At 45.7% G+C, this 23747-nt stretch carries 23 protein-coding genes; 2 read left to right on the top strand and 21 right to left on the bottom strand.

Annotated elements, in window-relative coordinates; all coding sequences use genetic code 11:
- Positions 1-33 precede the first annotated feature (33 nt).
- The gene (locus tag EPA93_RS43365) at positions 34-714 is read right to left on the bottom strand and encodes an FG-GAP repeat domain-containing protein (protein ID WP_129893525.1); all 681 of its coding nucleotides are present in this window, start codon (positions 712-714) and stop codon (positions 34-36) included.
- A 563-nt stretch (positions 715-1277) separates the two neighbouring features.
- On the opposite strand from EPA93_RS43365, the gene EPA93_RS51220 reads away from it, so the two are divergent.
- Entirely contained in the window at positions 1278-1493 is a 216-nt protein-coding gene (locus tag EPA93_RS51220; protein WP_129893524.1) for a helix-turn-helix transcriptional regulator, read from the top strand.
- A gap of 185 nt (positions 1494-1678) precedes the next feature.
- On the opposite strand, the gene EPA93_RS43355 is transcribed toward EPA93_RS51220, so the two are convergent.
- Entirely contained in the window at positions 1679-2284 is a 606-nt protein-coding gene (locus tag EPA93_RS43355) for a hypothetical protein (protein WP_129893523.1), read from the bottom strand.
- Entirely contained in the window at positions 2268-2504 is a 237-nt protein-coding gene (locus EPA93_RS43350) for a hypothetical protein (protein WP_129893522.1), read from the bottom strand. Before EPA93_RS43350 ends, EPA93_RS43355 begins: the two co-directional genes overlap by 17 nt.
- A 459-nt stretch (positions 2505-2963) precedes the next feature.
- On the opposite strand from EPA93_RS43350, the gene EPA93_RS43345 reads away from it, so the two are divergent.
- Positions 2964-4745: a bacterial transcriptional activator domain-containing protein gene (locus EPA93_RS43345; RefSeq protein ID WP_129893521.1), complete on the top strand. Its 1782-nt coding sequence runs from the start codon at positions 2964-2966 to the stop codon at positions 4743-4745.
- A 101-nt stretch (positions 4746-4846) separates the two neighbouring features.
- On the opposite strand, the gene EPA93_RS48825 is transcribed toward EPA93_RS43345, so the two are convergent.
- From EPA93_RS48825 to EPA93_RS43255, 18 genes are all read right to left on the bottom strand, one after another.
- Complete coding sequence (locus EPA93_RS48825) at positions 4847-5020, bottom strand: hypothetical protein (protein ID WP_165423783.1); 174 nt, start codon at positions 5018-5020, stop codon at positions 4847-4849.
- Between the two features lie 414 nt (positions 5021-5434).
- The gene (locus EPA93_RS43340; protein ID WP_129893520.1) at positions 5435-5644 is read right to left on the bottom strand and encodes a helix-turn-helix domain-containing protein; all 210 of its coding nucleotides are present in this window, start codon (positions 5642-5644) and stop codon (positions 5435-5437) included.
- Positions 5645-6990: 1346 nt separating this feature from the next.
- Positions 6991-8718 carry a type IV secretory system conjugative DNA transfer family protein gene (locus EPA93_RS43330; RefSeq protein WP_129893518.1) on the bottom strand — a complete coding sequence of 576 codons (1728 nt, stop codon included), beginning with the start codon at positions 8716-8718 and terminating at the stop codon, positions 6991-6993.
- A complete protein-coding gene (locus tag EPA93_RS51215; RefSeq protein WP_479723992.1) occupies positions 8708-9013 on the bottom strand; it encodes a hypothetical protein in 306 nt (101 codons plus the stop codon). Before EPA93_RS51215 ends, EPA93_RS43330 begins: the two co-directional genes overlap by 11 nt.
- 279 nt (positions 9014-9292) lie before the next feature.
- The gene (locus EPA93_RS43320) at positions 9293-9784 is read right to left on the bottom strand and encodes a hypothetical protein (protein ID WP_129893516.1); all 492 of its coding nucleotides are present in this window, start codon (positions 9782-9784) and stop codon (positions 9293-9295) included.
- Positions 9756-10244, bottom strand: a complete 489-nt coding sequence (locus EPA93_RS43315; protein ID WP_129893515.1) for a hypothetical protein — start codon at positions 10242-10244, stop codon at positions 9756-9758. The genes EPA93_RS43320 and EPA93_RS43315 overlap by 29 nt, the downstream gene beginning before the upstream one ends.
- Before the next feature lie 339 nt (positions 10245-10583).
- Positions 10584-11336: a hypothetical protein gene (locus EPA93_RS43310; RefSeq protein WP_129893514.1), complete on the bottom strand. Its 753-nt coding sequence runs from the start codon at positions 11334-11336 to the stop codon at positions 10584-10586.
- A complete protein-coding gene (locus EPA93_RS43305; protein WP_129893513.1) occupies positions 11333-11968 on the bottom strand; it encodes a hypothetical protein in 636 nt (211 codons plus the stop codon). Before EPA93_RS43305 ends, EPA93_RS43310 begins: the two co-directional genes overlap by 4 nt.
- 29 nt (positions 11969-11997) lie before the next feature.
- Positions 11998-14136 (bottom strand): serine/threonine-protein kinase, encoded by a 2139-nt coding sequence (locus EPA93_RS43300; RefSeq protein ID WP_129893512.1) that lies wholly within the window; start codon positions 14134-14136, stop codon positions 11998-12000.
- 10 nt (positions 14137-14146) lie between these two features.
- The gene (locus EPA93_RS43295) at positions 14147-16594 is read right to left on the bottom strand and encodes a TraG/VirB4 family ATPase (RefSeq protein ID WP_165423782.1); all 2448 of its coding nucleotides are present in this window, start codon (positions 16592-16594) and stop codon (positions 14147-14149) included.
- Between the two features lie 8 nt (positions 16595-16602).
- Positions 16603-16947: a hypothetical protein gene (locus EPA93_RS43290; protein ID WP_129893510.1), complete on the bottom strand. Its 345-nt coding sequence runs from the start codon at positions 16945-16947 to the stop codon at positions 16603-16605.
- A 12-nt stretch (positions 16948-16959) separates the two neighbouring features.
- Positions 16960-17988, bottom strand: coding sequence for a hypothetical protein (locus EPA93_RS43285; RefSeq protein WP_129893509.1), 1029 nt, complete (start codon positions 17986-17988; stop codon positions 16960-16962).
- 404 nt (positions 17989-18392) lie between these two features.
- Positions 18393-19547: a mannosyltransferase family protein gene (locus EPA93_RS43280; protein WP_129893508.1), complete on the bottom strand. Its 1155-nt coding sequence runs from the start codon at positions 19545-19547 to the stop codon at positions 18393-18395.
- Positions 19548-19713: 166 nt separating this feature from the next.
- Complete coding sequence (locus EPA93_RS43275) at positions 19714-19998, bottom strand: hypothetical protein (RefSeq protein WP_129893507.1); 285 nt, start codon at positions 19996-19998, stop codon at positions 19714-19716.
- Positions 19999-20131: 133 nt separating this feature from the next.
- The gene (locus EPA93_RS43270; protein ID WP_129893506.1) at positions 20132-21004 is read right to left on the bottom strand and encodes a hypothetical protein; all 873 of its coding nucleotides are present in this window, start codon (positions 21002-21004) and stop codon (positions 20132-20134) included.
- A gap of 239 nt (positions 21005-21243) precedes the next feature.
- Positions 21244-21606: a hypothetical protein gene (locus EPA93_RS43265; RefSeq protein ID WP_129893505.1), complete on the bottom strand. Its 363-nt coding sequence runs from the start codon at positions 21604-21606 to the stop codon at positions 21244-21246.
- Between the two features lie 396 nt (positions 21607-22002).
- On the bottom strand, positions 22003-22668 hold the full coding sequence (locus EPA93_RS43260) for a JAB domain-containing protein (RefSeq protein ID WP_129893504.1): 666 nt from the start codon (positions 22666-22668) through the stop codon (positions 22003-22005).
- A 319-nt stretch (positions 22669-22987) separates the two neighbouring features.
- On the bottom strand, positions 22988-23611 hold the full coding sequence (locus EPA93_RS43255) for a hypothetical protein (protein ID WP_129893503.1): 624 nt from the start codon (positions 23609-23611) through the stop codon (positions 22988-22990).
- Positions 23612-23747: the final 136 nt, after the last annotated feature.

The following is a 23747-nucleotide window of genomic DNA, read 5'->3' as shown; positions in this document are numbered from 1 at the left end:
AGGAGAAGCATCTGTTTCCCCTTCTTCAAGACGCTAGAGCTTTTGCTTGAATGTGGTACCGTTGTTGTAATATACAAAGGTGGTATTGTTACACGAGACCACCATATCCGGCTTGCCGTCCCCGTTGATATCTTCAAAGGTAATTGTTACTGGGGCAAGGTCGGCCTGATGGTTATCAGGCAAGGCAATCAGATACAGCTGAGGTACCGCATCTTTGTCTGGGACGCCTTCAGGCAGTTCAACCACTTCAATATAGCCATGATTGTTTATAGCTACAAAGTGGCTGCGCGGATCTTTGGCGTGCTCATAATGCCCAACATTGCTATCGGTTTGATAGCTCCTGGGGTAGCCGTAGGTCAGTTGATCACTTATACGTTGAAAGAGAGGTGGAACAAGGGTTGCAATGAGTGCTCCTGCCATGATTGAGCCCCCAATCAGTAGGGCATAAAAGCCTCGGACACGAGGTAGAGTCTTATGTTGCGTGGTAGAGCGGTAGCGGCGCGTCGATGTGGGCAAAGGCTGTATATACAGGTCGTAGTGGCCTTTCTTCCGTCCATGGTGCGAGTGAACATATTGCTCGTCGGTTGTATAAGGGTCACTCTCCGGATGTATGCCGCTGGTAAAACCAGCATGATGCATCGAGGCTCGTTCCTCTGTTACCCGGCTAGCACGTGGAATAAAGGTACTCGATGTAATCCCTTGCTGCTCTCTCATTTACTCCCTACCTTCAGCACGATAATATTGCGCTTCCAGCAATGATATCCGTGCAAACAATTGGCACGCTTCATCTGCTTGTATGCAGCTTCTTTTGCCTTGTTCATTGAACCTCCTGTGATGAAGAGGTCATTGGAGGTTCATGTTTGAGAGTTCCTAACTGGCAGCATGTTTGATATGTCTTCTGTAACATGACTCACCTTCCTTGACGTGTTAGGCTCCCTTGAGGTAGATTCTCTCAGGGGCCGTGTTGGACTTCACTAGAGTTGCAGGCGGTCCCACTGGCTAGCCTATCGTCTTGCACACGATAGGCTAGTATTTTTATGGCTTTTGTTGCTCAATAACCTCCTTGTCGAACAATGTCAATACTTGACAATAAAACGCATATAGAAGTCTTGTCATGGCGCTTTGTAACATATTAATACAATTACTGTCGCTTAACGCCTATAGAAAAGATAACATTATCGCAGTTCGTTGTCAAGCATCGACAATCACTGCCAAGTATTGACGGTGCTTTTCTCTCGTGTTAGTATTAGTGACATACGCTAGATAGAGGTGTAGCTTTGGCTCAGAACGAGGATGAATATTTAACTCCACAAAAGGCGTGCGACTATTTAGGCGTGTCCCGTCGAACGCTCGAACGATATGCAGAGGCAGGTCGCATCACGAAATACCGTCGTGGAATCAAGCGGGCAGTATACTTTAAGAAAGTTGAACTTGATGGCCTGCTAGAGATACGCCCAGATAAGAAAAGCAACGGAGAAGCCTCGACCAACTAATTATTATAATACGTTATTGATGCGGATAACTCTAAAAAGGCCCTGAACTCCGATGAGAATTCAGGGCCTCGACGCTGTTGGAGAGTGTAGGTTAGGGGGTTCTGCTGCTTCTCCTTGTTCTTCTAGATATAGGCCAGCTTTGGAACTTACCTCTATTACTATAATTGCCCCTCAGTTAGAATCACTCACTGCCGAAACTTGTTTTGCTGAGTCTGTGGCTCTTCATCCAGCTCTTGGATCTTGTCCTTGGGGATCAGCAGGAAGCTTTGCTCTTCCTTTCCTGGTTCACTTAGTACGCGCTCGATGATGGTCTCTCCATCCAGGAACATTAGTCTGAACTGTGAACCTCCTGTCTCGGGTATGCGAACGGTTCCATCAGGAAATATAATCTCTATTCTATCAGTAAAGTATGTAATTTGGCATCCCTTATTCTCTAAGAACATCATCGCTTGTGCAGTAAGCTTGGTGTCCGTCGCTTGTGTGATCGCCTCTAGCTCTTTCTCCTCTTGAGGCGCCTCTTGGTCTGCGGTTATGTTTAAATATATTTGATTTGAGACAACATTACCTGCCTCATCAACGGTGATCGAACCTGGTAGAGACGCGTGCTGTAATATAAATCCAAACGGATAGGCTTCAATACGCTCAAGCTGCCAGTGATGATCATCTTTGAGTCGTTCCTGCGCCTTTCTGAGAGCCTCACTTTCGTTAAGCGCATGTAATGTTAATAGCCGGCCTCCTTTTGTTGCATCTCTGCATGAGATGACGAATAATGTTTCAATATGCGTTCTCACTTTTATCCCTCCCCTTCTTTATCCAATAATTTAGGCTGGGCCAATATGTCACAGATATCTTTCCATCCACGAAATACGTAATCCTCTTTAATGGATAAACATCTGCAGCCTTAAAGCATGCTGCAATAGCTTCATCTGAGTTGCAGCCAGAATAGGCAAGCTTCCTCTTACCAATCCGGACAATATGACAGGTCTCTTTTTCTATGGCTTCTTTCTCCATAGTTCGCCCTCACTAGAACTAAGTTTCTTAGGGGGTTGTGCTAGAAAGTAGTAATGCTTAGTTTGGTCATAGCTGATCTGAATATTATTATCCATGAACCAGCTATGCGCCTCGTGAAACTTATTGGCGATATCCCTTCTTACCTCTTCTGGTAAACTACTGTGGTAAGCGCCATTAGCATTATTTAGCCTTTCCAGCATTTCCCTTGTTTTATCCCTCTCATTTTCCATAGAGGCTAGCACATCACTTTCCCAATATTGACTGCGTAGATATAATGTCTCTATTGGCTGGTCAACCTTGACCATCCTAAACAGAGATCTCTATCTAGAACCTACAAGAAGTGTAGCCTGTGTTGATCATAGTGAAGTTAATAGCAAAGTTAATAGCAAATTATGGCAGCAGAATGTTTCAGAGCCATATAGATTAATCCGAGATTAATGAGCTTAGGGAGGTGAGGATATGAACAAAGAAACTCCGTCTGTACGTATCTGGCTATTCGGAAAATGCCGCATTGAGGTTTTAAATAAGCAAGGAGAGTGGGAAGAACACAAGATACATTACAACTCTTATGCGCTTCCAATGCTTCGACGCATTTTGTGTGCTCCTGGGCGGAACATTCTAAGAGAAACTCTTATTAGCGATATGTTTCCTCTCGGCCGCGAACAAAAATGGGCAGATCGCTATCTTTACAATGCAGCGACAATAATACAAAGGCTTGGTGATATTCTTATCAAAGGCAAGAATTCTTATAAATTGGCATCACAATCATTGGTGTGGTGCGATATTGATGAGTGCTCGTCGCTGATGCTAGAAGCAGAGGCAGTTATTCACGTTGCTGAACAGGCTATACCTCTTCTAGAAGCTGCATCCAGGTTGTTTGAACGCGGGCAACCGTTAGAAGGGGAATCCGGGACATGGCGTTTTGCCGTTGAGGCCTTTTTGGAGCGCAAGCGAAAGGAGTGTATGCTCGCGCTCGCTCAAGCTTATGAGCGGGCAGGAATGATCTGGCATGCGCAAAATCAGTATTACAAGCTAAGTTCCTTATTCCCAGATGATGATCAGATCACTGAATACTTTGACCGAGTTCTCACTCAACCCTATTTGTCTCCTCCAACAGCTAAAATAGCTCCTGCTGCCTCGTCCTGGGCTCCAGTCCTTCCAAAAGGTATAATGGTAGAAGGAAGCAACAAGCAAGAAAAGGAGCCTAACGATATGGATGCGCGAAGGCGAGAATTGTTGAAAAAAGGAATAGAGCTTGCTGGTTTATCCACACTGGCTGTTAAGGAGGATTCTTTGACTCTTCCCGCTGGGGATTACGTGGAGCACTGCGTGAGCCTGGCACGTGAATGCTGGCAGTTCATGAACGGAACGTTCCAGGTAACTGTAGAGAGTATTATCTCTTTGCACATAAATCCATTAATGCAGATTGTTTACAGCAATTCCCGGTTTAAATGTCAAGCTGCGGCTGCCGCAGCACAGATATATATTCTTCTTGGACTTCTGGCAATGCATCGATTAGATTTCTCTTACAGAGAATTGTGTTACCATCAAGCAGTAATCTGCGCGCGCATCTCAAAAGATCCTCGCTTGCTAGCCGCAACTCTGTATTTTCTAGCTCAGACCTATAATGCTTGCGTCTATCACACTATTCCTAACCAACCAGAAAGCAACCCTGCTCTCGCTGTACACCTCTTCCGCGAGGCCATTCAAAGCCTGGATGGGGTCGAACCTCTAATCCATGGGGTCCTTTATTATGGTTTAGCTGCTGCATTTTCCCAATGCTCTGAGCAAGATGCATTGGATAGTTTGGGAAGAGCACAAACAGCCTTCCCTACAACACCCGAGAATGACCCTGGCTTTAAGTATTGCGATACGAACGGAGCAGAATTTGCGCTGAGAGTGGGAAAAACATTTCTATTATTGGCACAACGCTACCAGAAAACAGAATATTACAGGCGAGCGCAAGAAGCAATCGAGATGAGTAGTAGAATGAACAATATTTCGCAAATCAAGTCTGAGAGGACTACATGTGAGATCCTACTCCATCTAGGTGCGTGTGGAGTAGGATTAAACGACCTTGAAATGTACGTGGAAAGGACTAGAGCAGGACTAGAGGTTGCGAAAAATCTTAAGAGCAATTTGAGATTTCAGGAGGCTTTGGCCATCTTCCAGGATGTCCCTGCCAGCTGGCATACAGATGGACGCATCAAGGACCTCAAAGAGTTTTTATTACCAATGTAACAAAAGATATTAGAAAGCAGTAAATCCGTCAAACAAGCAATGAGATATTGACGATCGTTATGTCAACAACAGTCCATAGGTATGCTTCCACCTGTACCGGATTATGGCCACCTCACCGCGAAGCGGTCATCAAGCATCCCAGGGAGCTCGGCACGCTCGCCTCTTGCTTCTGATGCACATGCCGGCCGGCTGAGGTCAAGCGGTGCCGCCCGGCTCGATCCTTGAGCCTCGGCGGAAATACTTATCTCACGAAGCGACCGGGCGTCTGCGAACATCAATGCAGAACCCTTGGTCGCTTCGGCACCCCCTGCCGACCCTGCCGAGGGTCAAGGACGGCACCGCCTCAGCCGGGCGTGCTGCTCTCATCGTCGGTTGGCGTCAGCTCCGGTTCCGCATTGCAGTTTCTTTTGAGGATAAGAAGATATGGGCACTTATCAATAGTGGGTAGGGTCTGGATCTCGCCCGAACGATATATAACTGTCCTTCCCCTTGCTTGTATATTAGAACTTACTAGGCGGGATGAGGAGGAAACAGGAGAACTGTTATGTTGAGCTCTCGGTAGAGAGTAGTAATCCTAGCAAAGCTGACTCCAGAGCTCTTTCTGAAGGGTTTCATTAATGCGTGAGCTCCAAATAGAACAGACTTCAGAGAAGAAGCCATGTACTTCTTCTCTTTATTAAAAATTACAGTTATTCGGGGTCGGGCTCCTCTTCGAAAAGATCATGCGCACTGACCCCCAACGTCTTTGCAATTTGCTCCAACATTTGGAGTGAAATAGTTTTGTAAGGATCATGGAAAATCCGTTTAATCGTGCTAAAGCCAAGGCCTGTTGCTCGGGCGAGTGATGCCTGGTTAAATCCCATCTGCATGGCGACTTCTTTTACTTTTAGACGTATCATGACTTACTCTACTCTCCACGATGGTGTGAAGCCATTGTAGCAGCGTTTGTTTGACCGAGAAAGTATTCAAGCTGGACCACTCTTTATAGGATCTTCTAGATAAAGATCTCTATTTAGAACACCCACGTTTGACCTGTTCCTCAGTATCGACAACATCCAGTGGAATCATATGGTTTTATGTCAGCCTATATCTCCTAATCTTCTGCAGGATGATGAATTTCCAAATAGACTGCTTTCTATACAAGGCAATCAGCTAAGTAAGAAGAGCCTAGTGAATGTTTAGGAGAGACATATGGAGTTGCCACCTCAAGATCTGGAAGTAAGGATCATGAAGAAACTGGCTTTATTGCCACTGCCGCTGCATATCAAATGGAGCGAAAGCGAGGGGTATTCATGGGAGTGGATCGACGCCGCTCATGGGACCACAGACTCGATAGAGGATGCTCTCAGGGATGCGATACGCTATATTAGCAGTGATAGAGAGAAGAAAGAGAGACGGTTTGCAGACTCCATTTTCAGACGACAGAAAAAGTGGAGGCTCACGCCAGCGCAATGGTATGTTTCTGCGCTTCTTATCGGGCTTACACTTAGCTCTCTCGTAGTATTTTTCCTCCATGCTCTTATAATCAGCGCTATTCCCCCGATTGTATCTCCCTGGGACACAAGAGCGTGCGCGACTCTTCCAGATCGCGAACGGTGTGACGGGCAATTTCCACATATTCCGAGGGATCTTCAAGGACTAGAGATAAACCAGACGGGGCAAGAGTCTTGCCTAAAATCTCTGCAAGAACATACACAGAGGATAACTATAAAAAACCAGGAGGTTGGTACAGTCTCCCTACAATATTCTCCTTTGTGCCGTAGCAGCTTTGCTGTTACGCGTATCTATGCTGATCTTCCGCCGAATACGCCAATCACAGTGCAGTTAGTTGTACAACTAAGTGGTGGTAATAATACACACCACTGGATCGCCCATTATGCATACTCAGCAGAATCGGATAGTATTGACGCCTGGAGTCCATTGCTCTATGGTAAACATATCCTAGCTGCTTGCGGCTCTATTGCTCAATCCTGGACTTGTACAAATTTCTATAAGTTGGGGGATGAATAGTCATGGCCATGACTATTCAGGTGACAATCAATCGCTGTCCCAACTGTAGGGTAATAATCGCCGTTGATAGTAGTGGATGCCAACGCATCCGCTGGTCATGCGATGATTGGCATCCAGAAGTTTTTCAGTTATTAGAGCGCCAGGACGAGAAAGAAACAGAAGAAGAGCCGTTAGAAATATCTGATAGCTCTCAGTTCTGATCTGCACCTAGAAGTGATAGTCGCTTTCTCACCTGCTATAGCTCCTCTAAATCATCTAAAGCCGCAAAATAATCTTCATCGGTTCTTGCCCCACCAATTGGTGGAAGTAATTGTGTCTCTGCCTCTGATAAAGGGACTAGAGGATCTGGCGCTACTGGCTCTATGATCGTTGGCATAGATGATGGCAATCGATGTGTGTTAATCGGATTGAATGGAAGCCCTACTTGTGAATTTAATTCAGAGCGGTAATACGGAACTGCCTTGACCTTGAGCGGAGGTATATTCCCACTAAGCACAAGCATACTTCCACTAGGAAGCATACGAACCTCATCAGGATTCATTAGCTTCCTAGCGGCTTCGCTATAGGTAACACCCTGCTTGTTCTGCGAATGAGAATGAGCAAGAACAGTGCTATCGCCTATAACTTTGGAGACGTATTCCGCCTCTACCTGGCCTACACCTCCGAAGAAGACTTTATGGTTTGAGTTGGCAAGAATAGTGTCCTTGCCGTGGGCTTCATAGAGGCGCTCCAACTGGCCAAAATCTTGGATAGCCTGGATGAGCGCTACACCTGCGCTACGAATGTACGAGATGTATTCAAGGTAATTAGGAATATATCCTATATTAGCTAGCTCGTCCAAATAAAAGAAAAATCTCAGATCTTTACGATTTTCGAACATATAGTTGATTAACTGCATAATCAAGCAAGAGGAAAACCACTTCAGCCGGGTAGCCTCATGGGGGGGAATATGCAAAAATATCGCGCTTGGCCTCTCAGTAAGACGTTGAAAATCAAGATCGTCCCCAGATGTAACTGCCTCAACCCCAGGGTCTATAGCATCAAAGAATCTGGTGGCAACATCCGTCATTATGTTGCTGCTGAGCCTGGGTTCGGCAGCAACGTTTCGAACAAACGATGAGGAAACCCTACGCGCCAGAGCACTAGGGCTACGCGTAAGTAAATCTACAATCTCTGAGAGAGTACTTGTACAAATATCGGCGACCCTGCCAAAGCTTGCATAGGGCTCGGTAGCTTTGAGGTGGAGGACAGTGGATGTAACAAGCACTCGGACTACATTATCCCAGAATGGCTCTTTGGAAAAGCCACTGTTTCTTATAAGACATTCAGCGATATTTCGAGCGTCTCCAAGAGATTCCGGCTTAACATGAGCAAGAGGATTATAAAAGTTGCTCTCTTGTGGCAGTGTTGGGCTTATAATATAACAATCATGATATTGAGAAATCGCACCAATGGTTAAATCAATTAGCTCGTGTTTAACATCATTAATAAATAAGGATGATCTACCTCGTTCTCTAAGCAAATTGGGGATAATAACAGTAGACGTTTTCCCTGCGCCAGTGGGCGCTACTAACAAAATGTGTTTCTCACTCTGCTCCTCCGACAGACCTATCTCCATGCCACGGTAAGTGCCTAGCCTAAAGTAAGATGCTTGCGTATCTTCAACCGGCACTACAACGCCTGCCTGGCGAACTTCCCGTTTCGTTGCAAAATGCGCAGTACCATAGGTGTCCGACCTCTGTTCCTGGCTGAGGATGAACCAAAGCCCGACACAAGTTGCTATAATTCCTGCCGCAAATAGAACTATTAAAGCGATATAGAATGTTTTCCACGAAGGAAGAATTAACATCGTGAGCGGATCTGGCGAATCTAAACCACTCAACACAACAATTTCTCCTAAAAGGAGTAGTAGAATGATGATGCAGGCTCCTGCAATATATTTAGTACGCTCTTCAATGCTCATCTCTAGAACCTTTCTCCAAGATACTATCCTGTTGATTTATTACTCTGAGAGTGTCTTTGATAAGTTGGTGATAGGCGAGATCGCTCAGCTCCTTGCCTCGCTCTTTCAGGAAAGCATAATCATCTGGGCACAGAAACACAGGTTCGAGTTGACCGGTTTGGTCCTCCCCGCAACCGCTAATAATCACGTGAACGTGGCTGTGCTCTGTATTATGGTGCTGCACTGCGTACCAGTGCAGATGCAAGCCACAGCGCTGTTCGAGCGCTCTCATTAGATCTCGCGTCCACTGACGCATATCCGATACCGGAATATCCGGCCCAGGAGAGAGCATGATTTTATGGAAATAAACTCTCGGGCTTGCGTTTGACGAGATGTCTATTACCGCATCTCTGCGGTTGACGACATCTTCTGCAGCGCTAAAGAGTCGCCTATCATCACGACTCTCATTTGCATCCCTGCTCCGATGCTCTATATATTTTATATGGGCTGTTAGCTGCCTCTTGGCGTCGCTGGGGCGCATCCTGCCGGTACCAATATAGCGATGTCTGACAACCACTGGTCTGCTCATCATTACCTACCGGTCAAAAAGATCAAATGTATCACTACTTTTCCGAAACTCAGTGATATCTACCACCTTAGTGGGTTCTGGCCCAAGCAGCAGGTCTTGGCGAATAAAGTCATCGCCATGCTCGGGAGTAATCTCTGAGCGTTTTAACCACTCTAATGTGCGATTAAGTTGCTCAATAACGGCTGGTGATTGCGTCTCAAAGTCTTCCAAGAAAGGTGTAAACGGCCCCCCAATGTCCTGGTCTGTGGTACTGGTAACATCGCTAGGGTCCCGATATTGATGATATGATATCACCTCCCTAATAGCCTCCTTGAACTTGCCCATATCCTCGGGCAAACCACCAAATTGGGTCAGCGCTACATCCTCCGCTAGCCAGGTCGAGATCTCGCACTCCTCTGGCCATCCGTCCAGGAGGTCTAGAATATAATTGTGAATCTGCGGCGAGAACTTTAAGAAGGCCTTTTCTTGCTCATTCGGCTTGTGATCTTCTGGTATCATTTTCGTTCCTTTTGCTGGATGATAGCTCCTGGCCAGCTTTTTCTTGCGCGTCCTTGTAGGCCTTTTGGGCAAATTCCACGCTCACACTCTTGGCTAGCAGGGTGTACATGAGGCGCCGTATCATCGCACTATCACGTACCGAGCGGACAAGTAGAGCTGCTAATCGATCCGTACTTCTGCGCAAGCCTTCCTTCACCACATCAACCACCTCCATCCTCAAGTCCTCTCTGAGCTCTTGCCTGAGCTCGACCTTGTGCTTGCGCAAAGCCGAAAAGAGGAGCTCCCGGATAACTGGCAAGGATTGTTGCTCAATTAATTCTCCCCTGCTCTTTGCTAGCGCCTGGGTCAGAATCTCTTCTACAATGGCATTCATCGGTCTCCCCGACCGTTCAGATTCCTCGGAGATAAAGTCACGCAGCTCACTTTTGACATATACATCAAGCCGCTTTCGCTCAACCATAATATCTTCCTTTCTTCATTACTAGAAAATAGTATACATCTAAAGTATCCGAATGTATACGTATGAATTAGAAGCTACACGGATAATATACGAATCATGAAGCTACTTCCTACGTTCCCCTATAAGACATGTTCGGAAGAAATTCGGACATTTTGGGCTTGCTTTATCCTGCACTACCCGCCGTAGCGTGGTGTCTTACCTGTTGCGGCATGAGCAACGTTGCTCTTTTACTCAGCGGGTAGCACGCTACGCGGTGCCCAGTTGGAATTCTATCATTGCGGAATTTAGCTCTAACGGTCCATTAGGATGGTTTACATGATTAGCGAAGCTATTACCATCCTATAATCTGCCTCCTCTATCAAATGGATCGCGGGATGGATCGCGGTCACGAGTAATAAACTTTCGCGGGTGCTCTTCTACTTGGTGCTTAACTGGTTGCGGAAACTCTTTTCTGCACTGTTGGATAAATGACAAAAGGTCTTTGGGATCTTTCCCGTAGAGATCCCTATGTTTCTTCACAATTTCCTCAAACCTGTGAAGAGTTAGGAACCTCTGCTCCTCATGTGGTCTATATGCTGCATATATCCATTCTCGTAGCTCTTTGGGAAGAGGTGCTATCGGTAATTTCGCTTCTGTCGCATGAGTAAAGGACTGTGATCGGTAAGTTGACGTAAGTATATTTGATATTTGTCTATTAAACTCTACTATGTTTTTCGGTTCTCTCCCGTAGAGCTCGACATACGCTTTCCTGGCCTCCTCCAAGTATTTAGGAAGAGGAAGTGTAGTCCTTTGATCCGGGCGCAGCATATAAACCACCCAATTATGCAGCTCGGGGGGAAGTGCAGGCAGGGCCTTGTTATAAGGCAAAAATATCTCTTTTGGCCTGGGAATGTCCTCTAACAGTACTTGTACCTGTTTGAAGAGCAGCTGTCTATCTCTTATCTTTCCATAGAGAGAGGCATAAGCTTGCTCGATTTGGTTAAATGTGGTCCATGTGACCTGCACGGGCTCCTCAGTAGGTCGCCACGCTTCCAATACCCAGTTATGAAATATTGGTCCGAGTGGCGGAGGAACATCTTCTCTCATCTTCACAGTGATAGCTCTTCAAAATCTATAAGGGAAAAGATTTTCACACGTTTTCGCAGATCTTCAACCAGATTGAGATAGACAAGAGCAATTTCCTCTGCGAAACTCTCATATACGTAAAGCCAAATTTCACCATGCTGGTACCATGGAGCCAGCTTCGTTAGTACATCTGGAGCGAAATTAAGAATGATGTCGATCGTTGCTGATCGACTGTTGAACTGTACCTTAGCGACCGGTACAGGCAGCAACGAAGGTGAAGGATTGTAGCTCTGTAATTGATGTCTAATTGCACGCTCTGAGAACCATTTGACATTTGGTTTCTTTGTTTCCAAATTGATTCTCACGTTATTCGCACAATAGATACGTTCTAAAGAGTTTGGTTGTGGCTCATAGTACTCATACGATAAGCCAAGGAGCATTAGCGCTCTCTGAGAAAGCCAAAAAGTACGGGGGTGCTCATATGTAATTTCCTGGCTTTCTAGTAAGCCTAACCTTTCTATAGCAGTCCGCGTTTCTCCAACGCTTTGATTTAACAATCGTTGGAGCTGATCAAAACGGACACAATATTGATCAGCGATCCATTTCAGAATAAACCGTTCACGCTCCGTAAGTTCTGTATTACCGTTAAGTTCTCCCACAATCATGCACCTCTTCTATTTTCAAAATGTCAAGCCTGCCATACCTGCACTGTTCGGTCATAGCTTCCCGAAGCAATTCGAGTGCCATCTGGTGACCAGGCTACACCATAAACAGCAGCAGAATGGCCATTATAGGAAAACACTGTGCTATTATTTTGAATATCCCATATCTTTACAGTATTGTCCAAACTACCCGATGCAAGTCGAGTGCTATCCGGTGACCAGGAGAGACCATATACTGTATCAGTATGACCACGATAAATTAGCTCCTGATTGCCCGATATTGCGCTCCATAATTGGAGGCTTCCCCCGTTGCCTCCAGATGCAATGTGCTTTCCATCTGGAGACCATACAGCATAGAATACGAGATCATTATGACCATTATAGGTAAAAGTTGTAGAACCGGTATTGATATCCCATATCTTTACAGTATGGTCTGGTGATCCTACACTACCGCTCGCGCTGGCCAAATACCTGCCGCTAGGTGACCAGGTTACAGACCATACCGTGGCATGGTGGTCTGTGTAGGACATCAGCAGGTTTCCGCTGGTATCCCAGATCCGAGCAGTGTTATCACTGCTTCCTGTTGCCAGCTTGGTACCATCTGGTGACCAGGCTACGGTATGCACACTATTCGTGTGGCCTCTACAGATGTAGAGAAGATTCCCATTTTGATTCCATACATGGACTGTATGGTCATCACTGGCTGATGCAATGCGTGTGCCATTTGGTGACCAGGCCAGGGCTGTTACTGTCGCGCTATGCCCCCTATATATTAAGATAGGAAAACCGTTTGTGGCACTCCATACCTGGGCGGTTTGGTCTGCTCCTCCAGATGCAACGTACTTTCCATCGGGAGACCATGTAACAGCATATACTACATTACTATGTCCAGTATAAGTGTAAAAAAGCAATCCTGGGTTAGAGGGTGCCGATGTTGGCGTTTGAGCTGGAGCCTGTTGCTGAACAGGGGTAGGAGAGGGGTTAGGGGTAGACGATGGTGCAGGCTTTTTTGTGGACATTGGCGTAGAGCCTTTTGTCGGTGTAGATGCTAGAGTGGGCAAAGTGGTTGGAGAGGGAAATTGGCGTAGCACTGGCGCTGCTGGGGCATGTTGCAACGCCGCAATGCCAAGGCCTAATGCTCCGGCTCCAGCGATGGTAATTATACCCAGCATAATCTGTCTCCTCGACAGATGCCCAGGTCTAGGAGATGGAGGCATAACAGGTTTGTCAGGCTTGTTTTGACGTATTGTTGCTGCACTAGCTAGTTCCCTCCCGCTCTGCCTACTAATACGTCTACTGCTAAGCTTAACAGTTTCTGGAGCAGCTCGCCTCTTTGCACCAGAGGTAGAAAAGTGTTCCTCCTCTGGTCTACTCGGTTCTACGCCAATAGCCTCGCCAGCTTCTACGAGCGCGTCGGCAAATTCCTGGACATCTGAAAACCGAGCTTTAGGGTCTTTAGCCAGCGCCCTCATAACTACACGCTCAATCTCCAATGGGCCATGTAGGGGAGGAGGTAGCGCCGAAAGTTGTTGAGCCGTGACCTCGGCTATTGTACCCTGGAAAGGTAGCTTGCCGCACAGCCACTTATAGACAGTAATTGCCAGCGAGTATTGATCGCTGGCGGGTTGGGGGAAACCTTGGATCTGTTCCGGGGCAACATAAGATACGGTACCTGCGGTCTCTGCATGCTCTATGCTTAGAGTTCGATTATGTAAAGCAAGTCCAAAGTCGCTCAGGAGAATATGGTAATTGGCTGCTATCAGCATATTCTCGGGCTTGATATCACGATGAATTACTTGGCGATTATGGGAGTATTGCAAAGCGCCCGCAACCTGGCGCACGTACGACAGTACATTGGGCAAGGGGACAACGGAATTCCCATATCGACCCAAGGAGCCATAGGGGGCATACTCCATCACAAGAAATGCTCTATCATCCTCTAAACCGAAATCAAAGACACGAACAATATTGGGATGGGTGAGCTCCGCAATAGTTTGTGCCTCCTTGTGAAACATCTCCAAATAGTCTTGATCAATATGCAATACCTTAATGGCTGCAAGATTATTAAGGTAGATGTGTCTTGCTAAATATACATCTGCGAATCCTCCCTTACCGATCAGCCGAAGTAAGCGATAATTACCCATCTGCAGGTTATTCTGTGACATACTCTCCCCCTTATATTTGGCTGTTCTGGCGTCTAGTACTGGCAGCCATCATGGCTTCCCTCTCAGAAGCAATGATATCAATTGTAGAAGTAGCCTTATCTGTAAGGTAAATGGCCTGACCAATGGCCGCTGTTTGAACATACCTCATTTGTGCCTCACTGAGATTTAATGTGTCCCTGATTGCGCGAATACCCGATATATCTTGTTTGAAAATCAATTTGGTGTTGCATAAACTTAATAAATTCTTCCCCGCTTCAGAACTGAATATATCCTCTTGCTGCTGTGTTGAAATCCACAAACCCCCTCCGTACTTTCGTATTCGACGGGCGAATTCCTCCAAAAAAGCAGATCCTTGCTTGAACTTTGTCAGAAACCATGCCTCGTCGATCACCACAAGATGGCGAGCTTCTTCTTTCCATCTGGCTTCTCGCAAATTATTCCATAATCTGTTCGTAACTAGAAAGATGATCGCTGGCCGTAATTCTTCGTTAAGGTCTAGCATGTCATAGACTACATGCTGCACATGATTAGGAATCTCCGTTTTCCCTGGAAAGAGATGTACATAGGGTAACAATCTAAGATAGAGCTCCTCATCTCTGTTCCTCAGATGGCGAGCGAATGTTTCCATCGATGGAACTGGTTTCTTTGGATCATTAGCCATACTATGCTCTTTATATGTCTCATTAAGACTTTGAGAGAGTAGAACTTTTTCGCGCTGGGACAGCGTACCTGCCTCTCCAATAAGTATTTCAAAAAAATGAAGAAGAGTAGTAAATTTCTCATTAAGGTTATTCTGCGGACTCTGGAACTCTAGGGGATTAATGCCAAAGTTGTTAGACGTGATCTGCACATGAGCAGCCCCTACAAATTTTGTCCATCCACGGTACTCACCTTCCACATCAATAATATCAATAGCAACGGCTGACACAGCTGCTAATCTTGCAAGTATTACTTTTAATGCAAACGATTTCCCTGAGCCAGGCACCCCTAAAATTGCCATATTGGCGTTAAGCCTCCCCTTAAACGGATCAATGAATACAATACTTTTGCTGCTGGTACCCAGGAGTACACCTTCTTTACTTGTTAAGGTTTGTTCCACAAATGGATAGAAAGATGCAGTTCCTTCGGTCGTAAGCAAGTGTCCCTTATTCATGCTGCTGTAGCCGTAACAGAACGAGAGAAAGGCTTGTTGGTGCTGAAAAGTTAACGGAGATGCTCTAAAGTCAAGCGAGCGCAAAACCAGCCGTATACGCTTTATTCGCTCTTTCAGTTCCTCGCAAGAGGAAGCGCGCACGAACACGAGGAATGTAACAGCATAAAGATGTGATCCTTGAAGAAGTTCATCTCGAACGTGCTCAACTTCTTTAAGAGCCCGTCGCGTAATAAAATTACTATTTTCGCCATACTTCTCGGCTACTCTCAGGGAACCTCCCAACTCAATAGCTTTTCTTCGCAAAAATTTTACCATCAGACTTGATTCCTGGGGCTGGTAATGAATATAAAGGTCAACATGTGGTTCATACGCTTGGATGACATGACGTAGCCAGGCGTTATGTACGTTCTTGGGAAGCTGGATTGTTACACACGCGATATAGCGATGTTGCATCCCCTCCATTTCTAACCACTTACTTGTTACATATATAGGCTCTGGCTTTAATACATCCAAAAATCGTCCTGTTCCATCCTGCGCAACGGGCTCCATTTTATTTGGTAGAAGCAAATTGTAGAAAGATATAAGATCATTTGTGTCAAGCCGATGGATCGAGAGATGGGAAAGCATACGACAAATCTCGTTAACACGGGCATTAAGCTGTTCTTTATCAGTGGCAGAGACATTTAGATAGTACATGACCTCTACAGGTTGTTTCTCCGATATATGCAACGATAGGAAAGATAGATAGTGAGCATATACGCTCCTCAGCAGCGGTGTTGGCTGGGAAGGAACAAGGGTAGATATATGATAGGATAAAGGAGCAATCCTAACATATATGGAAATAGGGTAGGACAAGCCATTGAGAAAGCGCTGAAATATTTCAATAATAGCAGCTTGGTCAGCATCACTTAATAATTCAAAATTTTTTCCCTCAACACGCATAATAGCTTGATATTGTTCTCTCGCTCCGTCTAGTACTACCACATGGTCTCGTATCTCCTTTATTTTATATATCTTAAGTTGTTCTGGAGTGAGCATCCAGACAAATACGATAAGTATCCATTCTCCCAAAGACCTTCCTCTTACAGTGAGGAAGGCAAACAACAACGTTGTAACAATTACAGGAACCATACAAACTGCGCCTAATAGCACAGAAGATGAGATTGGCTGCCACTGCCATATTGAGAAACCTATGGCCAAGCCGCAGCTAAGAATAAGCAGCTGACGAAAGGTCATACCAAATAGAATTCGAGGCTGCTGATCAAGTAATAGAGTCAGCTCTACCTTATTGTTTGCTCGCATCATTGCACCTCTCATTGCCCCTGGGTAGGAGTGGGGGTCGGAGTTGCAGCCGGAACCGATGGTGTTGGGGTACCAACCGGAACAGTAGGTATTGCTGGCATTTGCTTTGGAAGCGAAAAATAATGTAATAAAGCATTGCGTGCTGGAAGAGCGAGTAAAATTACGATCAATCCAGCTACGGTCGCTCTCAGCGCTATGCCAGCAATCTCCTTCCGCCGCTCGCCAGCACCAAAAATTGGTAGGAATAATATTCCAGACACAACCGCACTGATTGTAGCAAGAATGATCCCGATAAAAATCAAGTACAGCAACAGATCCCCTAAGAAATTTGTAAGTGTAGGAAACGGATCGCTCATAATTGTTCTCCTCTAAATCTTCTTTGGGTTAAAGAAAACAAATTGTGTAATTGAACCAAAAATAAGGCGGGAGGCAACTTGGCCGCTCTCGGCAACAGGCTGTAGCGCCCAACTTCTTAACATTCCAGGAATCCTCAGAGTAACCCAAAGTAACGCAATCCCCGCCACCAGATTCGCAAGTGGAGCTAAGGCCGTTGACTGACCAAAGCTCGCCATCACAAATGGTAAGAGAACATTAATGCCTAAAATAATTACGGTGACTTGAAGTGTTTGCGAGAAAACAGCGGAAATATAGGACATAATGCCTGATTGGCCAATTGCCGCTGTATGCCTATTTGCTAACATTAAAAACAGTGCTGGCATGCACACTATGAGTAGGATAATGATGGCCAGCCTTACCGCCATCTGTATAGCGAGAATAACTACTAAAACAATTAATAAGAAAACAAGAGGTAGCAACACTATACTCGTCGCTACCACAGGAACAATAGCTGAAAGTGTGGATAAAGGAGGAATTTTTATCTGTGCTAGTATTACAGTACATAGCAAATTGTTTAATTCAATCCAAAACTGAGCAAAAATTAAACTTATATTTGCCCCTATGGCTGAAAAAATTAAGCGAGGGAGTTCCTCCAGAGCTGAGACATAACGGGGACCGTAGCCACCTAAAATGATCTGATAGCCCGCAAGCGCTATGAAAATCCCAACAGTGCTGTCAGAGACCGCTAGGACAACGCTCCATATTTCTTTAACGTTATCATTGTTATAAGTGGCTTGCGGATCTGTGTACCACAATATACTACCTTGTCTTCCAAGCCACTGAATAACCTGCTGTGCAAGATCCGCAAGCTGATCAACAATAGAGGCAGACTGTAGAGAGGAAAATACCCTTGGTATATAGGCCAAAAAATGATGTACTTCTACGCCAAATGTCCAGCCATAGAAGGATGACAAAAGGCCAAGGAACAAGCCAAGCAGTAAAAACAGTAAGAGCACTGCTAAAAAGAGTGCATCTGGCAACAACGAGCGACTATATTTCATTGACACATCTTGATCTAATCAGAACTACAGAGGCACACATTCCATGCAAACATTAGTTTATCTGTATTTCCCATTATCTTTCATTTTTTCGAGGTCGAGTACCCATATTACCTATATTCAGCTTCTTATACCTCGTCTTACTATCTTATCTAGGAAATGTAAAAGAGGCGCTAAAAACTTACTCTTCCTGCCAGGACACAGTAACTTTTTTCTCGTGTAGGCCCTTCTCAAGATCAATGGACGTCACAAGAAAACGGTGGAGCGAACCCAAGAGCGCAAAATGGGTTCACTCCACGGCTTATAAAGAGGGAAGAATTGAGGAAGTTGAAGGTAGACGCACAAAGACAGCTCTTGCCTCTGGAGCTTAAACACTTAAATGGCACGAGACAAGGAAAAGGTAGTTCTTATGCTAGCCAGTAATGGCTGGTAAACAGCACGATGTTTATCCCTAAGAGAGGCAGAAAGCAGATAAGAATAAGATGATCAAATTGCGGCTTTTTGCCATAAATAGCAAGCAAAATGAAGAGAGGGAAGATCACGATAAGATAACGGCCAAAGGCCGCCAGAGGTTCGATCACCCCCTGGGGGTAACTCATGTCAAAAAGTAGCGTTATTAGAGTAAAGAGGGTGTAGTGGAGCGGAAGACGTCTCCAGCTAAAGACCAGAGCCATAGTTACAAGCAGTACCAATAGGATATTTATGCAATTAAGAATGATCACGTCTACTGTATATGAGCTAAAGAAGGTCTGAAAGGATCTAAAAACAGTAATCAATGGAAAGGTCAATTGACGATGCCAAAACGTTGCCTCCTGGGTACTAAACGCTAGAGGATCGTGGAAAGTATACCCTAAATAGGCAACGTATATAATTATTCCCAGAGGAATAAACACTACAGGTATAGCAGCTCTTAGCTTTTGTCTCCAGCTTCTTTGGTTGCTCTGTATATATTGGACAACCACAACAATAAAAGGTACTACCAGCAAAAAACCTTGTGAGCGCGTAAGCGCTGCAAGCCCTCCAAAGACTCCAGCTAGGTTCCAATACTCATGTTCTAAACAAATGAATACGGCTAGAGAGAGCAGCAGGAAAAGCGATTCGCTGTAGGCAGCAAAAAAATAAAGCGCATATGGGCTAAATGAAATATAGAAGAGCGAATTTCGCGCAATAATAGGATCAAATAGCTTACCAATCAGGAGATAGAGCATTACTAGCGCTAGATAAAAACAGAGGTTGGCCAGGAAAAGGCCAGTTAGATAAGCACTGATAACGTTTGCCCCAAATAGGAGATGTAAGCGTAAGATCAATGGCCAAAGAGGAAAAAAGACCGTATCCTGTATATGAGTATAACCGTGCTGGGCAATACTTGTAAAAGCCAAGACATCAAAGTGAAACCAAGATAATAGGCAATCGTTTGAGGATACACAGTTGCGTGGAATAGTTTGTCCGTTTAGGGGAAACCGCTGCGCGACAAACGTGAGGGAAATAAGTAACACACGACTAAATGCAAAAACCCTGAATGCTTCGATCCACGCAGCTTTTTGAAATATATCTTTTAGCACCTATACATGATATGCCCTTTCCTTCATTTCGCGATTATTCTAACAGATATATTTATTAATGTAATTATTCAAATTAGGACTCCCTAAATAGGGGGTCCTAAATGGACCATCCATAGAAAACATTCCATAAGTAGAAGCCGCTTCATACGGCTGAAGCATCACCAATCTAACTAGTTGTATCTCCTCCTAGCTTTGGAGGATGAACCTCCTGATTGGTAGTTGAGCGTTCACGTTCATGGATTACCAACGATAAGAGCTCAGATCGCAATTTATTTACTTCGCCGCGCTCCCTTTCTAATAGGATATGATTCTCTGCGCGCTCAGCCTCAGCGCGTTTATGAGCCTCAGCTATCGTAGAAGCAAGCTCAGATCGCAACCTATTTACTTCATTACGCCCGCGCTCCAGGTCGATCGCGGTTTGAGCCTTGATCTCTGCAGCATAAGCTTCCATCTTCTTGTATTGTTCCTCTGCAGATAGAGCTGCAGCATAGGCTGCGGCTACAGCGATTTCATAGGTGGTGTTTCCTTCCCTTCGGATCGATCAGAAGTATCGAAGCGACATTGCTTAACGAGCCGGGGTAGCGCTAGGTGCTTTCAGGTAAACCTCTCTTCCCAGTTCGGATGCTTTCGATCTGATCAAAAAGCTCTCTTACTCTCTTGTTGTATTCATCAATCTTTGCATTATGTTCGTGAGTGAGTTCCTCTATCCTGCTCTGGTGTTTTTCTCGGAGAGCAAGAGTAGCCCGCTCTTGTTCCATTTGTGCCTTTAACAGAGCAACTTCGTGCTGACTTTCCATGCGCTCCATTTCAGATCTGAGGCTCTCTTCGCTTTGTGCTTTTTCCCCAATCTGCTCTTTGAGTGCTTCGATTTCTTTCTTGAGTGTCTCAATGCTGTCGGTAAGCCCTTTGTTTTGGTCTTTGAATGCAGAGTATTCCTTGACGAGGCCGGTAAGCGTGTCATTCTTCCCTCGATACTCTTTGATCAGTTCCTCTTTGGAGCCTAACAGATCCCAATAGCTTCGTTCTTGCTCCTGTACTCGGCTCTCAGATTGGGCTATTGCTTCCTGCAACTCTTGGTACTGGCTGAGCAAAGTGTCCTGCTCTTTTTTCAAACGCTCGACTTCCGCTAGCGTATCAATGAGCCTTTCCTGTATCAAGGCGATCATTTTGTCTTTTTCTTCAAGATCCTCTTTGTGGGTATTATCCCTATCTGCCATCAGATTGACATTTCGCTCAATCAGATTCATAAATATATCATTCATTCTTCTGGTTACAGCTTGCAGCTCTGCAACGTCAGCAGCTGCAGAAGGCATGAGCTCCTTTGCCGTATTCAACTCGTAGATATGAATAATTTGTTCCATGAATCCCTGGCCTTGCATTCCAGACGCGTCCATGAGTGCTTTGATCTTGCTTTTTAGTTCATCGCTGACCTTGACAGAAAACACTTCGGTTGCCATTTTCAACGCTCCTTTTCTAGAAGTATACTAATAAATTCTCTGGTATACTATGGTTTACCTTGTAAATAGAGTATACCAAAACTTTTCTGAAATAGCAAACTCTTTTTGCAAAGAAGCTTTTTGACGCATTTCTGACATTGCAATTGGCTGTGGAGGTGTGGCTTCAGGAGATCGTTGCGTATTCAGTGAAATCGAAGGATCATAAAAGGGAACCGATATACTCGGTTCCCCCGATGTGACTATCTAACTCTACTTCGCGAACGTCCTCGTGTCTGCTCTCGGGCGAATTCCTCCTCGGCTACATTACGATAAGCACAGTAGCGACCCAGCTCAACAATAATTTTGCAAAGCTGATCAACGCTGAGATACCGCGTTAAAGAGGCTGGAAGATGACACTGCTGTAACTCATAAACTGCATCGCGACATCCAAGGGGAAGATCACTACGGTTCAGCTGCTCAAGTGCATCAAGCACCCACTGAGCACGACGGGTGCTTGGGCTATCGTATGCCTCGCTATAGCCTGGACAATACCGCAACAGCGCATGTAACCGACGAGCTACAGGGGACACGGTACGAACTGGAAGAGGACGATAGGTCAACATGACTTTGATCCTTTCTTTCTCGGCGCGGGTCTCAATCGACGCCGATGAACTACGGGGCGGGGTCCTTTCCGCCTCTGTTCAGCCAGGAGCACGCGCCCACAGGGAGTGCAAGGTCCGCGCTCTTGCGCGGCTCGTCTTGGCCTTGCGCTCCCGAGGACGTGTGATACACTTGGAAGAGCGAGCGGAAAGGAGCGCCAGCACATAGGTCTATCAAAGGCAAGTCATGTACATAAAAGAGAGGATATGTTATACTTTTATTGCGGCTTTGATCCGCAACCCTGCTTGATAGCGGGAAGAATGCAGCCTGACGGGTCTCAAAATCGATAGGGCTGCATTTTCTTTCCCTTACAACATAAAAAAGCGGATACACCTTATTGGTGTACCCGCTCAGTATCATCACCACTTCATGGTTTCATGCAAGCTGACAAAGCCGGGATTGCCGATAATAATATGATCAAGTACATCAATATTAAGTAATTTCCCAGCCTCCACCAGATCCCGCGTGACTGTCATATCCTCGGGAGATGGATTAGGATCGCCAGATGGATGGTTATGACAGATAATGATGTTGGGGCAGTTACGCACAATGGCGGGGCGAAAGGCCTCTGAGGCTCGTAAAACTGAACTGTTTACAGTTCCACGATACATGTTGATGTTAGCAACAAGATGATTCTTGTTATCCAGGACTAAGACGGCCATTTCCTCATGGTTAAGGTGGCGCATTTCTGCGCCGATAAGAGATATGACGTCATAAGCGCTTGTGATAGATTGGATTTTTGGCTCTGGCTGCGCAAGCCGGCGAATCAACTCTAAGAGGGCCAGAAGGCGCGCTGTGCTCATCTCGTCAAACTGATACGAAAGCAATTCATCGGCATCTGTTTTCAGCAAATTGGTAACATTGCCTTTTTCTGCAGTGATAGTTCGAAGAGATTTCAATATCCACTCATGGTCTCTCTTGGTTCCCCGTCCCCATAAAATCATCACTAGTAGATCAGCATCAGTGAGCTGACCGATTCCATTCTTCCGAATGCTTTCCAAGATGCGTTTCTGATACGCCAACATGACTTTGATCCTTTCTTTCTCGGCGCGGGTCTCAATCGACGCCGAGGAGCTTCTGGGGCGGGGTCCTTTCCGCCTCTGGCCGACCAGGAGCACGCGCCCACAGGGAGTGCAAGGCCCGCGCTCTTGCGCGGCTCGTCTTGGCCTTGCACTCCCGAGGACGTGTGATACACTTGGAAGAGCGAGCGGAAGGGAGCGCTGCACATAGATCTGACGCCCCAACCAGGGGCTGATAGCAGTACCCCTTGTCGAGGATTTTGGAAATAAGAAGAGCCTGGTCGAGTTAACCAGGCTCCTGCTATGTCACGAACTATAGAAAGACTTAATCATTTTCTCGGAGTACTCGTTTCCTCCATTTGTTCGCGGTGCTCGCACTAATGGACAGAGCGTGAGCAATTTCTCTATCAGTCGAACCAGGAAAATCTGTAAGGTAGGTTTTCACTCGCTCAAAGTTATTCGCCTCTTGTTCATCCTGATAAACCTTTTCATCGTGCTTATCCTCCTCACTGGCTTCCTGGGCTATGTTCGCCCCTTGTTCGCGTTCCTGTTCGCCATCTGGCGCGGGCAGCTCTTGTAGGCATCGCTCTTCCTCCGAAACAGTAGTTTGTGAGAGAGCTGTTCGTAAGAGTTCCGGGTCAAGTGTTTGTGGCGCATGCTTTGACTTGGAAGTCTGCTCTGAACTAGAATCTATTCCTTGATGCACATGCCTCAACGCATGTGCCACAATTAATAGCACAATTGCCAGAGAGCGAACCCAGATGAGTACTTCAACCGGGACGAACACATGTATGTAAGCTGCCTCTAGTGTTAGGCTTAATGTCTGCTGTACGCTCTCAATGTTGCTCACAATAGCAGCAGTAAAGAGCAGTAGCAAAGAAAGTAAGCCGTTAAGCGCACACTTTATATACTCCTGCTGAGTTTTATACTGAAAAGTACGTATAACCATACCGGGGACGCTCGCATCTATAGCAATACATTGGGTCCAAGCCCATAGCTCCTGCATAGACAAGTTATTAGTAAGGATTGAGCCCTTAGTCAAAACATTTACCATGCTAGCTATCAGGCCGAATGCAAGTAAAAGA

Origin of the sequence: Ktedonosporobacter rubrisoli (genome assembly GCF_004208415.1) — a bacterium.
GTDB classification, from domain to species: Bacteria; Chloroflexota; Ktedonobacteria; order Ktedonobacterales; family Ktedonobacteraceae; genus Ktedonosporobacter; species Ktedonosporobacter rubrisoli.
This window is presented reverse-complemented; position numbering and strand designations above follow the sequence as displayed.